The sequence below is a fragment of the Geobacillus sp. LYN3 genome, assembly GCF_003064505.1.
Lineage (GTDB): Bacteria > Bacillota > Bacilli > Bacillales > Anoxybacillaceae > Parageobacillus_B > Parageobacillus_B toebii.
Map to the genome: position 1 here is coordinate 1 of NZ_QCWL01000005.1, position 11,725 is coordinate 11,725.

General features: G+C 40.5%; 18 protein-coding genes. 4 read left to right on the forward strand and 14 right to left on the reverse strand.

Going from position 1 to position 11,725, the window contains the following annotated elements; all coding sequences use genetic code 11:
• Positions 1–67: 67 nt before the first annotated feature.
• The gene (locus tag DCC82_RS15640) at positions 68–1,240 is read right to left on the reverse strand and encodes an AAA family ATPase (RefSeq protein WP_097354969.1); all 1,173 of its coding nucleotides are present in this window, start codon (positions 1,238–1,240) and stop codon (positions 68–70) included.
• Between the two features lie 771 nt (positions 1,241–2,011).
• On the opposite strand from DCC82_RS15640, the gene DCC82_RS15645 reads away from it, so the two are divergent.
• Positions 2,012–2,872, forward strand: coding sequence for an RpnC/YadD family protein (locus DCC82_RS15645; RefSeq protein WP_015865253.1), 861 nt, complete (start codon positions 2,012–2,014; stop codon positions 2,870–2,872).
• A 437-nt stretch (positions 2,873–3,309) separates the two neighbouring features.
• Here DCC82_RS15645 and DCC82_RS15655 read toward each other — a convergent pair whose 3' ends face one another.
• The 5 genes from DCC82_RS15655 to DCC82_RS15675 form a co-directional block, all read right to left on the reverse strand.
• Positions 3,310–3,474, reverse strand: a complete 165-nt coding sequence (locus tag DCC82_RS15655) for a hypothetical protein (RefSeq protein WP_233253050.1) — start codon at positions 3,472–3,474, stop codon at positions 3,310–3,312.
• A 39-nt stretch (positions 3,475–3,513) separates the two neighbouring features.
• Positions 3,514–3,930, reverse strand: coding sequence for a type II toxin-antitoxin system VapC family toxin (locus tag DCC82_RS15660; protein ID WP_015865254.1), 417 nt, complete (start codon positions 3,928–3,930; stop codon positions 3,514–3,516).
• Complete coding sequence (locus DCC82_RS15665; RefSeq protein WP_015865255.1) at positions 3,931–4,242, reverse strand: AbrB/MazE/SpoVT family DNA-binding domain-containing protein; 312 nt, start codon at positions 4,240–4,242, stop codon at positions 3,931–3,933. It abuts the gene before it with no gap.
• 216 nt (positions 4,243–4,458) lie between these two features.
• Complete coding sequence (locus tag DCC82_RS15670) at positions 4,459–4,707, reverse strand: hypothetical protein (protein WP_041269758.1); 249 nt, start codon at positions 4,705–4,707, stop codon at positions 4,459–4,461.
• A gap of 161 nt (positions 4,708–4,868) precedes the next feature.
• Positions 4,869–4,997 carry a VanZ family protein gene (locus DCC82_RS15675; RefSeq protein WP_233253051.1) on the reverse strand — a complete coding sequence of 43 codons (129 nt, stop codon included), beginning with the start codon at positions 4,995–4,997 and terminating at the stop codon, positions 4,869–4,871.
• Positions 4,998–5,455: 458 nt separating this feature from the next.
• On the opposite strand from DCC82_RS15675, the gene DCC82_RS15690 reads away from it, so the two are divergent.
• A complete protein-coding gene (locus tag DCC82_RS15690) occupies positions 5,456–5,755 on the forward strand; it encodes a hypothetical protein (RefSeq protein WP_015865256.1) in 300 nt (99 codons plus the stop codon).
• A 201-nt stretch (positions 5,756–5,956) separates the two neighbouring features.
• Positions 5,957–6,166 (forward strand): IS3 family transposase, encoded by a 210-nt coding sequence (locus DCC82_RS18775; protein ID WP_353652438.1) that lies wholly within the window; start codon positions 5,957–5,959, stop codon positions 6,164–6,166.
• A 221-nt stretch (positions 6,167–6,387) separates the two neighbouring features.
• Here the strand turns inward: DCC82_RS18775 and DCC82_RS15700 are convergent, their stop codons facing one another.
• The 8 genes from DCC82_RS15700 to DCC82_RS15735 all read right to left on the reverse strand — a co-directional run bounded on the left by DCC82_RS15700 (position 6,388) and on the right by DCC82_RS15735 (position 11,087).
• Positions 6,388–6,807 carry a protein-export chaperone SecB gene (locus tag DCC82_RS15700; RefSeq protein ID WP_015865257.1) on the reverse strand — a complete coding sequence of 140 codons (420 nt, stop codon included), beginning with the start codon at positions 6,805–6,807 and terminating at the stop codon, positions 6,388–6,390.
• 21 nt (positions 6,808–6,828) lie between these two features.
• A complete protein-coding gene (locus tag DCC82_RS15705) occupies positions 6,829–7,050 on the reverse strand; it encodes a type II toxin-antitoxin system HicA family toxin (RefSeq protein ID WP_015865258.1) in 222 nt (73 codons plus the stop codon).
• Between the two features lie 15 nt (positions 7,051–7,065).
• Complete coding sequence (locus DCC82_RS15710; protein WP_015865259.1) at positions 7,066–7,581, reverse strand: hypothetical protein; 516 nt, start codon at positions 7,579–7,581, stop codon at positions 7,066–7,068.
• Between the two features lie 315 nt (positions 7,582–7,896).
• Positions 7,897–8,154, reverse strand: a complete 258-nt coding sequence (locus DCC82_RS15715) for a DUF2283 domain-containing protein (RefSeq protein ID WP_015865260.1) — start codon at positions 8,152–8,154, stop codon at positions 7,897–7,899.
• Positions 8,123–8,518 (reverse strand): hypothetical protein, encoded by a 396-nt coding sequence (locus tag DCC82_RS15720; RefSeq protein WP_097354970.1) that lies wholly within the window; start codon positions 8,516–8,518, stop codon positions 8,123–8,125. The genes DCC82_RS15715 and DCC82_RS15720 overlap by 32 nt, the downstream gene beginning before the upstream one ends.
• A gap of 2 nt (positions 8,519–8,520) precedes the next feature.
• Positions 8,521–8,808 (reverse strand): DUF3467 domain-containing protein, encoded by a 288-nt coding sequence (locus DCC82_RS15725; RefSeq protein WP_015865262.1) that lies wholly within the window; start codon positions 8,806–8,808, stop codon positions 8,521–8,523.
• 204 nt (positions 8,809–9,012) lie between these two features.
• On the reverse strand, positions 9,013–9,555 hold the full coding sequence (locus DCC82_RS15730; RefSeq protein ID WP_097354971.1) for a transposase: 543 nt from the start codon (positions 9,553–9,555) through the stop codon (positions 9,013–9,015).
• 5 nt (positions 9,556–9,560) lie between these two features.
• Positions 9,561–11,087 carry a YifB family Mg chelatase-like AAA ATPase gene (locus tag DCC82_RS15735; RefSeq protein WP_097354972.1) on the reverse strand — a complete coding sequence of 509 codons (1,527 nt, stop codon included), beginning with the start codon at positions 11,085–11,087 and terminating at the stop codon, positions 9,561–9,563.
• A gap of 167 nt (positions 11,088–11,254) precedes the next feature.
• On the opposite strand from DCC82_RS15735, the gene DCC82_RS15740 reads away from it, so the two are divergent.
• Positions 11,255–11,716: an alkaline phosphatase family protein gene (locus DCC82_RS15740; protein WP_233253052.1), complete on the forward strand. Its 462-nt coding sequence runs from the start codon at positions 11,255–11,257 to the stop codon at positions 11,714–11,716.
• Positions 11,717–11,725 lie beyond the last annotated feature (9 nt).

Consider the following 11,725-nt stretch of genomic DNA (forward strand, 5'->3'; position numbering starts at 1 on the left):
CATTTTCTATGACCGAAATGCCCTATTTGTGCTGGGCTTTTTTATACACTAGCACTGGGGTGAATAGTTACTCGATAAAATATGGACTATGGGAATTTACTAATATATGGACCCCTTCGCTTTTGGCTAGCTCGACCAAAATTCGCGCATACTCTATTTGCCAGCTAGGATGCAAGTGAACTTCAGGTTCATCAATGATAAGAAGCGTTCTCTTCGTCAACCATCCCGACTGCAACAACAATTGAAAAATTCCCAGCGCTTTAATTCCTGTGGCTGTATTCATTAATGCAAACTTTTCTTCCTGCCCGCCTGACCGTTGAAAAACAAATTCATCTTCCATCTCTTTATAATACATTTTCCCGCCCATTAAGCTCTCAAGTTGAGAATGATATAGTGAATTTTCACTTGCATCTTTCGCAATATGTTCTGACATCGAAAACATTTGCGGATTTTTCGATTTCAACTTTTCGAATAAATCTTTTAAATGATATGGAATGCTTTGGTCCCGATTTGTTCTTTGCATTAGGCGTCTAGCCATAAATCGTTGCAGCAAATCGATAAAGTAAAATACAAATGGAGATTCAATATAAATAACATCCTTATAGTAGAGAGGATCTCCCAACTTAAATTCCGTCAAACGATTGTTTTTTAAAGCCAGGCGAAGAATTTCTTGATGATTTTCCGTAATCGAAACAAGCGATTCAGCGTTTTCATTGTTAAGACGTGAAATGGATTTTTGAAATTCGCTTCTCATCACCATTTCCACTGCTTCTTGCTTTATTTTTTCCTCATCACGAGCAACATTCAAAAAGTCAATGGTTTCCGTGAGCATATCCGCTAATAGGTTCTTTCCTTCTTCATCTAAGTGCAAATGTTCTAATTTCAATAGACGCTTCTCAATTGTTGCTGTTAATTTCTCCGTCACATTTTCCTCAGAATTAAGCCAATGCGATAATTCATGTTGAAATTCCACTCCAAAAAACAAACGATCTTCGTCAGATAAACGAATTAAGCGGCGAAGCCTGAAATAAAACAGTTCTGCTTGATTTAATAAATAATGGGTGCGATCTTGCTCAAACATTTCCTCAAAATGATTAAGCGCATAGACAATCGAAAATAACAATTTGCCAACGGTGCTTTTTCCAGTATCATTTTCGCCCGCAATGCATACTAAGCCATTTAACTCAATTTCCGCCTTTTCCACCATACCAATATTAGTGAATGCCAGTTTCACCATCATCACTCCAATAAATATCGTCCATTTAACACCATCATAATATAAACTGTATAATGATTTCTATTCCTTTGAACATTGTCCACTACCCATTTTCTCCACATGACATGAAAATCAAACGCGACAGCTTTGCAAGCATACACTATACATTACACCCTGTTGCTGTTGATCATATGTTTTCGTTCGTCGTAACACAATCTCTTCCTTGATTGATTCATCTGTGATCTCTTTATATTGGATTCTGATAACAAAGTAAATTTAAAAGTGATTTATGGGTGGAATTTGTAGTCAGCAAAACTTAAAATCTAGGCAGACATTATATCATGTGTGGGAAAATGCGATCCGGAAAGGACGCCCCGAAAGAAAAGATAAACTGTCGCAGCCGATACTACCAAGTTTGAGAAATTTATATGTCAAAGAGATCACCACTGGAGATAGCGAGGCGTGTCAGTGCTATATGTTGGTGTACAGTTCAAAAGAAGATGAACGTCAAGACAAGAGCGAAAAAAACTGTTGGAGACACTGAAAGCGGAATTGGGAGGGCTTCGGCAGCTGCCGAATAAGGCCAACATAAAGCGACATGCGGTGTCAGAAAAATGTCTCCTGCCGAAACTTATTCAACAGGAGGCTCTGTATTTATGCCATTTCCACGCGCTTTCGATGGCTGACAAGTGACAGGCAGCTTTGGGCGGTGACAGGCACCAAACCCAATGACAGAGATGACACGCACTAAGACGGGGGAGTATAATAATAGTAAAAACAAGTGAGGATGGAAAAATGGCAGGTGGTATATCGTATCATGCGAAAGACGTTTTATTTAAGTCGTTAAGCGAATTGTACCAAAACCAAGCGCTCGATGTTTACGGACTACATGGACTGCCGAAAATTAAGACGCTGTTGCCTAATGAATATCCAGCTGTACGAGCGGATGAAAAACGTTCAGACACCTTGTTTCTTCTCGAAGATGATTCGATCCTTCTCCTTGAATACGAAAGCAACCAACGATTTATTGAAAACCATTTAAAGTACCTCGATTATGCTTACCGAATTTTGCACACATACTATAGACAGCAGAAACAAATCAGGCCTATTCATATCGTTGTCATTTATACAAGCGAAGTCACAAGCGCTCACGAACAATTACACGCTGGAGATGTGTTGATTTCTTCGAAAGCCGTATTGCTTTGCGAATACAACGGAGATGCGATTTTCCATGCCATCGAAGAAAAAATTCTCAACAACGAACCGTTAACAACGGAAGAAACGATGAAACTCATTCTTGTTCCGCTAATGCATAGTCGTTTCGACCGGCAAACGATGATTGAAAAAACGATCGAGCTCGCGAAAGAAATTCGTGACGAACCAACGCAACTACACGTCATCGCCGGCATCTTAACCGCTACCGATAAGTTTATTGACGAAGAATATGCCAAAAAAGTGAAGGAGTGGATCAAAATGATAAAAGTCATTCGGCTTTTCGAACAGGAAAAAGAAGAAGCAGTGAAAGAAGCAGAAAAACAGAAGGCAATTGAAATCGCAAAAAACTTACTAGATGTCCTGCCTATTCATGAGATTGCGAAACGGACCGGATTAACCGTCGCTGAAGTAGCAGATTTGGCGAAAGAAATGGGCAAATAACCTGTCACGCGACACGACCATCCCCGACAAAGAGCCGTAACGAACAGGGGCGCTCTTTTCATCGGCCAGCGGCGACAGGCTCCCACCGCCATTCGATTGGGCCGAGGGCTGTTTGTCGCTGGGGAAATGAGCAGTAGCCGGGCTTTTATCATGATGACCCTTGTGCTTTTTCTTCTAACGACGGACGCGCTAATAACTTGTTTTCCCCTATTCGGCATGCTGATGTCCTGTGATAAGGCGGCAAGGAGCACCGCACCAACCGGGCGGCGGTCGGTGGATTCAATGACGGCTTTGCGGCCGGTGACTTTTTCACATGTTTCCATCGCTTCTTCGTCGGAATAACCTAAGCCGTTGCCGAGGTTATCAATATCCATGGCAATGACCAAGCCATCCCCGCTAATGTTAAATCTCTGACAAACTCCAGAGCACGACAAGTATTATCCCATAACAGGAGATAATTCATCCAATGTTGCCTCTTGAAAAGAAGGAATTTCGCACTCAAAGGCTACTTTCAGCCACCAATGAGGTGTTGATTTATCATTCATATACACAACACGAACGGAAGGGTTCACTCCATTTTCTAACGAGGTATTGATGAACATTACGTAAATACCATAACTTCTGACTTGACCGATTTTCCTTTACCAATTTCCCGGTCTATCATGACGGATATCCAATCGTTTGAAGTGCTTATCCCATGTGACTACATCCTCAGGCGGATTCGCTTTAGCATGTGCTGCTATATAGGCATCAATGAAGTCAACATTTTTTTCAGCGTAATCACGAAGCGCTTGTTGAACGACCGATTTTTCTTCCGTTTCCACTCCGATACTATTGGTGAATTTGAGCAAGGCATCCGAAATATCTTTAGGGTCTGCTTCATAAAAAGATGCTAATACCCAACAGCATTCAGCTATAACAAGGGGAGTTAGGCGCAAAATCAATTCCCCAGCCTCTACTTTTTGAAGCATTTCTCCCACTTCTTCTGCTAATGCTTTTGGGTCGCCCGTTATGATCCGAATGATCACATTCGTATCTATCCAAAGTTTCCGTGCCAATTAATCTTCCTCCCTGTCCTTTAACTCCTTCTCCGCCATGTTCCGATATACTTCTTTCCGGATTTCATCAACTGGTTGAAAGGGCTTATTTGTTTTTAGAATGCCGAGTAATTCCGATACACGTTGCTTCTTTACGACTTCCACCTTAATTTCGCCATCCTTATTTAAAATGAATGTTAAATCATCACCCTCTGTGAGACCCAGGGTCTTCCGTATTTCAATCGGAATTACGACTTGTCCACGACTAGATAACCTGCTTGTTGCCTTTACCACAACATTTGGTTGGTGGTCTGCAAACCCCATAGCGCCCATAAATCCATCTCCTTTCTATTTTTTCGCTTCCAAACATACTTATTTTTTTGTTTTTCTTATTATATATTTTATTCTTACATCGTTATTCGGTCAAATTATTATAAAATTTCTTATTACGTCCCAAACATCTTATTTCAATTTAAGCTCTGAAAACCGAATGAATGAAGAAATCATACCCTAAAATTTGTAAAAAATATAGGCGTTACGAATGTGGTATTAGGTCAGTTGAGGAAATACTTTCATCCAAACGGACTGCTGGGCCATTCCTCCGGAAACGGAAAAGAAGGAATCATCGAATCGAAGACGCCCATACTTGTCCAATAGCGTTCCTTTGAGGTGCATCGCTTCGAATCGTTCGGTTGGAAGGAAAAGCAGTTTCTCTTTTTCTTCTTCCCACAACTCTTGGATGGGCCGTTTTTTCTCGTAGTGGAGGGTTCCCATCTCCTTTTCTGCTTTTTGTTTCATGACCTCGTTGATCTGTTTCCACGATGTCATCACCGGATGGGGAACGAACCATTATGGAGAAGTCAGCAATGGAATGGATGCAGCGGATATAGCTAGAAGAGAAAGCAGAGGATCTCTATAACCATGAAAAACATAGAGGGGATTCGCAATCTTTATCACACCTAAGAACATGTTCCTCGTAAATAAATCCGCACAACAAATAACGCAATCCTCGCCCCGCACGTGTCAATCACCACATCCGATAAAAGCGGAGTCCGTCCCGGCTGAAACGACTGGCTGACAAGTGACAAGCACTCTCACCCTCTCACAAATTCAACATATTTTTCTTCTGCTCTGTTTTTACGCATAAAAAGTAAATCTAATAATGCATCCATATTCATAAATTTCGAAGGCAGCAATTTTGGATGCATATACGAAAAAATTCTTCAGCGGTAATGTTTTGGTGCATGCACTATATGAGCTTCTACAGAGTTGCGATGAATATATCGGATCACTTCCAACAACCCCAACAACCACAACAAAAATCGTCATACAAAAAATCACACCGTATGCAAGTCAGAGCATTTACAGAAAGAGAAAATGCGAAAAGGCTTGCAGAAGAATTGAAAAAGAAAGGTATCTGTCTGTTATTGTGTAATTCCCCTGCTGTTTGGCGGGGATTCTTTGTTTTTATACCAAATTTCGACAATATTTTTATAAATATTTTGGCAATTTTAATTTAAAAAGTTTAAAATAAGAGGTGTAAGAGATGGATATAAGAAAAGAGTTTGAAAACCTTCAATATTTTTTTGATTCGTATTATAACCAGACTTTTTATGATGCAAAATTAGAGGATAAGTTTTTAGAATTTCTCAATGATGAGCCTAAATGGGTATCAAAGGCTTTAAAAGAGGAAATCAAGAAATTAGAACAAATATATAACAATAAAGATATTAATACATGGGCTAAAATAGAAAAACTAGTACATGAAAACAGTATGAGATATTTCCCGTACGAAGATGGTAAAAAATTTATTGAAATAGCCAATAAATTCTTAGAAAATGTATAATACAAATGAGTTAGAAGCCATCGATCAAACGATCGCCGAACAGCGGGAATAAACGGCGCTATTATCTGAAAGATAGGCGTGCCGTTCATATCCAGTCGTTGTTTTGGGAAGTGGAAGTGAAATAAAACTTTATTGGGATCGCGAAAAAATCGATCCACCAGATGGAAAACGCTCATGGACACGTTTTCGATTACACCAAGTATGTCAAGAAAAGCCAATGCTCTTGATAACGCATGCATGGAAAGCTTTTTCTCGTATCTCAAAACAGAGATTCATCAGGAATTGAGGAACGTCAAAACCATAGAAGAGGCAAAGCAGCTGATTCATGATTACATTCGGTACTATAATCATCGACGGATACAAGGTGTTCTAGATTATCAAACACCTGTTCAATATGCAAGAGCCAGTTAAAGGCAAGCACAAGGGGGCTGCATTTCCTCCTTCTCGTCTTACCTACCTTTTCTCAGAATTCCGAGGGGCTGTCAAGTGCTTTCCTTGACAGTTCCTCAGGGTTCTGAGACACTGAGAAAAAGACGGAGAAAAGAAAAGGAATCAGAGCTTTATCACTCTGATTCCTTCGTAAAACCGAATTTATACTGTCTACTTTTGGGATCGCAATGCAATAATGAAGACTATTCGGTTTCGGATTTTCCAAAAACCTTATACACATTTATAGGTGGCAAAATAACTGGATTAATACCTGACTGCGCAGTAAAGCTTGTTATAATTGATCTAACGTACGGCAATAAAATGGCCATACCATGAAATTGAAAGTCCTCAATGTTTACTCCCTCACTACATGTAAAGAATCCTCTTACGGTTGTCTTTAAATAAAAAGGAGCGTTATTTTTTTCAAAATCATCACTAAAGATCTTACAGGTCAAGATAATGATTGACTTATCATTCCCATCAGAGAGAATTGCTTTTGCCTCTAAATGAAAGTCAAGTTCAATTTCTTGCTCGCTTGAAAAGAATTCGTAATTTCTACGATAGATCATTTCATCTACAGAGTAAGTATGAAATCGTAATACACTAACTGCATCCTTCATCATGAATACTCCTATACCTTAAAATTAACAAGCCAAAGGAAAAGAATTCATTTTTGCTGGCTTTTCCGCCATTGGGTTGCTCGGATTAAACTTGACCGTTACCTTGCCACTAACAACGGATTCTGTATAAATAACTTCACCGCTCCCCTTTGTCACTTCGAAACCGGATTCTTGAAGCAATTGTATTAATTCTTCATCCGATAAAGACTCAAATAGCTTTTTTGCTTCCAATTCAGCATTCATCATTTTCTTTCCACCTCACTAAACAAGCCGCTTGTTTTTTATACAATTTATGTCCTTAACACATAATTCAATACCATTTGGCACTCTGGAACTTAATCCAAAGATTCTGTCGTAATCTTGGTAGGTATATGTTGCTGCTCTTACTAACTTAAACCCCTTGGCTTTGCAAATAAAATTATATGTTTTTCCATCAAAATCCTTTCGATTTTTAGCTCTAAGTTGTAAATTTCTTTTCTTAATTTGTTCAATAAGTTGTTTTCTTACAGCATGAAAGAACTTGTTATGCTCACCCAGAGGATCTACAACATCAAATACTTCTTCCTCCGCTATTTCTACTTCACACCTAATTACTCCCTTTTTACTATTAGGGTACTTATAATTAGCCCATGAACGAGCTAATTCCTGATTTTCTTCAAACAGGTAAATCCCTGTCCCCAACCAGCCAACTTTTGTGTGATCTACGACAAAATTTGTGCATAAAATTTTTTCCGCAAAGACTGAGCTAGTCCCATGATAACCAACAAAGTACTTCATTAAACATACCTCTAGTTTCCCCGACTTTTGTCTTCTTTTTCTTTATATACATCATATCTTTTTCATTATTGAACATCAAGTTACATTTTCCTCAACGTTTTAACTTGTTCCTTCTGTTAATAACAGCTGTTTAAATACTTTCGTACCGGTTTCTAATTTAAACGCCCAATGATAATTTCAGATCGTGACAGGCACGCATACAACGATGGCATCCGCCATCCTGTCCTAAATAAAGAATAAACGTGCCGTTCCTAATTGAAAAGAAGGCTCGTCTTACAGACCAACACATTAAAACAACCCGAAATTCATTTAAAACTAGTGAATTTGTTGATTGATCATATGAAAGTTGATATTTACCGGTATATATTTCCTTATAAGATCAATATCCCGCTTCTTGTAGTCCATAATCACAATGCCAGTAATGACCTCATCCTCTTCAGAAAACCGGATAAACACACCAGGAGCTGCTTCGTCATCGTACGACACTTTTGGTTCGCCCAAATAAATATAAAGAACATCGTGATCATAGTCATAGGAGTATTTAACGTTTTCCTGTAAATTTTGGACGAACATAAATCGCACCTCCTGTTTCCTGATTTAACCTACTTTTCGCAATGATGGTGACAACGTCGCCATACTCTTCGTTTTTATGGTCGACAATAACGATTAACGCTTTTAATGACTTGAATTTAGGTAACTGAACAAGGTCTATGTATTTTTGCCTAGTATCATTTTTATCTTCCGGATTATTCGGCAGTATAAAACAAGGATCCTGAATGACACTTTTAATCGTTTCTTCCTGACCTATAAATTCTTCCCTTGTATGATCCCCGCCAGTAATATGGTAATTCCATGTTGTACTTTTAAGCCTTACTTCTTTACCAAAAGGGTCTTTAGTTATAAATATGTAGTCTGTATTTGTTTTGTTACCTTCCATTATTACTCACTCTTTACATCAATAATTCCTAATTCCGAAAGCTTTTGAATTTTTTCCTCACTCGGCGGGGAAGGTATTTCACCAAATATCTCCTCGTATTGCTTAATGTAATTCAACAATAAATAAGCAAATTGTTTGGCGTGTTGTGGGCTCATAGTAATCTTCCCCAGATATATATTTTCATCAGGCGATTGTTGTTGAAGATTAAGGATAATATCATGAAGACTCATACTTAAACTAATGGAATTACAATAAACATTGAAGGGTCTCTTTTCCATATTCCCTTCCATATACCTTTCCTCTCCCTTTTAAAACGGTATTGTAATTATATTTTACACCTTAAAGAATTTTCTTGCACTCATTTCATTAGGGAAACCGCTATATATAGAAAATGCCTATAAATAAACCGCCCCACCAAGGGGCGGCCTAATCATCGTCCTTTCCGCTGATGCCATTTCCACGCGCTTTCGATGGCTGACAAGTGACAGATACCCTCACCCCCTCACAAATTCAGCATATTTTTTCTTCCGCTCTGTTTTTGTGCCTGAAAAGTAATCTAATAATGCATCCATATTCATAAATTTCGGGGGCAGCGATTTTGGATGCATATACAAATAAACTCTCCAACGGTAAAGTTCCGGCACATGCGCCATATGAGCTTCTACAGGGTTGAGATGAATATATCGACTCACTTCCAACATTCCGCTGTCATTGTCAATCCATTTACCATAATAACGCTTTTCAAATACATGTCCCGTCAAACGATAGCGAGTATTATAATAATTCGCATACCGTTTGTTCATGAGCGCCATGACTTTCGAAATCGGCTCCTGTTTTGAGCGCAGCTGCAGGTGAAAGTGATTCGTCATAAGGCAATATGCGGCTACTTCAAATGGGATTTTTTCGTGAAGCTGGTGGAGGATATGGAGAAAAGCGAGAAAATCATTTGTTTCCTTGAATAGGGGATCACGCCGATTGCCGCGGCAAACGATATGATAAAACCGATGGGGCACCCAGATCCGCTTTTGCCGTCCCATTCTTTTTACCTCGCTGTTGCCTGTTGCTTCGTATATGTTTTCAGCCATCTTAGCGTCATCGCTTCCCAAAGCGATTCATCCGCTATCTCTTCGGTTCCCTTTAAATCGGAAATGGTCCTTGCCAGCCGAATGATTTTCGTTTGTACACGATTGCTCCATTGATGCTGGGATGCCCATTGCTGCAACAGAAGTTGCTGCCTTGTGGCAAGCGGGCTTTTTTCCATTAATAACTCAAAAGGAACACGCCCATTCGTTATTTCTTTTCCGTAACGTTCATATTGCTTTCTTCTTGCTTCTTCTACTCTTTTCCTTATGGTTTCCGAAGATTCCGAAACCCTCGTTTCTTTGGTGAAATCAATGACTTCCAATGACAATAAAACATCCATCCGGTCATAAATCGGTCCGGAAACACGATTTCGATACGCTTGAATTTGTTTCGGACTACATGTGCAATAGCGCGTTCTTGAGCCTAAATATCCACACGGACACGGATTCATCGCCCCAAGCAAAATAAAGTCCGCAGGATATGTCACCGTCGACGAAATACGGCTAATCGTCACTTTCCCCGTCTCTAACGGCTGGCGAAGCATATCCAGCGTCTTTCTCGCAAATTCCGCCATTTCATCGAGAAACAAAACACCGCGATGTGCCAGCGACACCTCGCCAGGCTTTGGGTGCGTTCCCCCGCCAATTAAAGAAACCGATGAAGCGGAATGATGCGGATGACGAAAAGGCGGATGGCCGCTCTCGATTTTTTCCCCTGCCAGCTGGTACAAACTGATAACCTCTAACTGCGCATCATGAGAAAGGCTCGGCAAAATCGTCGGAAATGTTTCCGCCAACAAACTTTTCCCGCATCCAGGCGGTCCAACCATTAACACGTTATGTCCGCCTGCCGCTGCGATCTCCAATGCACGCTTTGCTTGATGATGGCCAATAATCGATTGAAAATCCCGATGATGCTTTCGCGGGGAGTTCGTAATTTCAGGAGTGCGAAAAGCTGGGGATAACGAAAGAACACGTTGTCCTTGCAGATATTGCACCGTTTCTTCCAATGTCTGAACAAAGATACAATCGAGATCTTTCAAATGATGAAGCGGAAGTGTGGGATCATACGGAAGGTATACTTTTTGAAAACCGAGCTTCTTTGCTGCCAATACCGCTGGAAGCATGCCATCCACCGGCTGAATCGCTCCATCCAACGATAACGAACCTAAAAACGCTGCATCGGGGAAAACCGGCGCTGTCAGCTTGCCCATTGCCTTCAAAATCCCAATCGCCATCGCCAAATCAAACATCGGGCTATGTTTTTTCCGCTCCGGCGGAGACAAATGAACAACGAGCCTTTTATCAAAAAAGTCGCAGCCGAAAGCATAAAGCGAAGCAAGAACACGTTCCTTTGCCTCTTTCACCGACGCATCCGGCAACCCAACAATCACCATCGCCGCAATCCCCGGCACCTCCTGCACCTCCACCTGCACCCGATACCCTTCTAACCCCCTCAACCCAATGCTTAAAATCTTCACCGTCACTCATCCATCCCTCCCAATCACAGAACATTAGTTCTCACCCATCATTGTAATACCCTCCCCTTTATCTTTCAATTACCAATATTTCGACAAATTTCGGGTGGTGAGCGCCACTTCCGGATATCGCGAAAACGCTGCAAAAAGACGACAGAGTGGATGTCATTGCCTGGATGGAAAAAGAATCCGTGCACGTCATATCTGGAGTTCGGCCGGGAAGACTCATTTTTAAACCGAATGGGCCATTGGTGGATGAGTATGAACAATCGTGGGATCTAGCAGGAGATGCAGGAGTTTTGAATCTTACGGTAAAGAACAATAAGATTTTTTATGATGAATATCCGGATGCACTGGCCCGATTGTACAGCTCGCTGACTTCTCATGGAGGAAATTATCTTGTTGCAAGTGCTAAACCGGGATTTGAATTTATCGGTGAAGGCTCTCCAACTCATGTTGGAGGAGCAAGCCACGGGGGGCTTCATAAACAAGATTCGCTAGTGCCGATGATTATAACTGGCACCGATTCGTCCCCAAAACATTTACGCATGATTGATTTAAAAGATTGGATTTTAACCTCACATTTCGCACCCTCCCAACGAAAATCGGGAGGATTTTTTCGTTCCGATGTCGAATGAATCCTTGAC

What these genes read in the sequence shown, in the direction of transcription:
- DCC82_RS15640 (WP_097354969.1), bottom strand. Translation starts at nt 1,240, where the DNA reads ATGATGGTGAAACTGGCATTCACTAATATTGGTATGGTGGAAAAGGCG.
- DCC82_RS15645 (WP_015865253.1), top strand. Translation starts at nt 2,012, where the DNA reads ATGGCAGGTGGTATATCGTATCATGCGAAAGACGTTTTATTTAAGTCG.
- DCC82_RS15655 (WP_233253050.1), bottom strand. Translation starts at nt 3,474, where the DNA reads ATGTTCATCAATACCTCGTTAGAAAATGGAGTGAACCCTTCCGTTCGT.
- DCC82_RS15665 (WP_015865255.1), bottom strand. Translation starts at nt 4,242, where the DNA reads ATGGGCGCTATGGGGTTTGCAGACCACCAACCAAATGTTGTGGTAAAG.
- DCC82_RS15670 (WP_041269758.1), bottom strand. Translation starts at nt 4,707, where the DNA reads ATGAAACAAAAAGCAGAAAAGGAGATGGGAACCCTCCACTACGAGAAA.
- DCC82_RS15690 (WP_015865256.1), top strand. Translation starts at nt 5,456, where the DNA reads ATGGATATAAGAAAAGAGTTTGAAAACCTTCAATATTTTTTTGATTCG.
- DCC82_RS18775 (WP_353652438.1), top strand. Translation starts at nt 5,957, where the DNA reads ATGTCAAGAAAAGCCAATGCTCTTGATAACGCATGCATGGAAAGCTTT.
- DCC82_RS15700 (WP_015865257.1), bottom strand. Translation starts at nt 6,807, where the DNA reads ATGATGAAGGATGCAGTTAGTGTATTACGATTTCATACTTACTCTGTA.
- DCC82_RS15705 (WP_015865258.1), bottom strand. Translation starts at nt 7,050, where the DNA reads ATGATGAATGCTGAATTGGAAGCAAAAAAGCTATTTGAGTCTTTATCG.
- DCC82_RS15710 (WP_015865259.1), bottom strand. Translation starts at nt 7,581, where the DNA reads ATGAAGTACTTTGTTGGTTATCATGGGACTAGCTCAGTCTTTGCGGAA.
- DCC82_RS15715 (WP_015865260.1), bottom strand. Translation starts at nt 8,154, where the DNA reads ATGTTCGTCCAAAATTTACAGGAAAACGTTAAATACTCCTATGACTAT.
- DCC82_RS15720 (WP_097354970.1), bottom strand. Translation starts at nt 8,518, where the DNA reads ATGGAAGGTAACAAAACAAATACAGACTACATATTTATAACTAAAGAC.
- DCC82_RS15725 (WP_015865262.1), bottom strand. Translation starts at nt 8,808, where the DNA reads ATGGAAGGGAATATGGAAAAGAGACCCTTCAATGTTTATTGTAATTCC.
- DCC82_RS15730 (WP_097354971.1), bottom strand. Translation starts at nt 9,555, where the DNA reads ATGGGACGGCAAAAGCGGATCTGGGTGCCCCATCGGTTTTATCATATC.
- DCC82_RS15740 (WP_233253052.1), top strand. Translation starts at nt 11,255, where the DNA reads ATGGAAAAAGAATCCGTGCACGTCATATCTGGAGTTCGGCCGGGAAGA.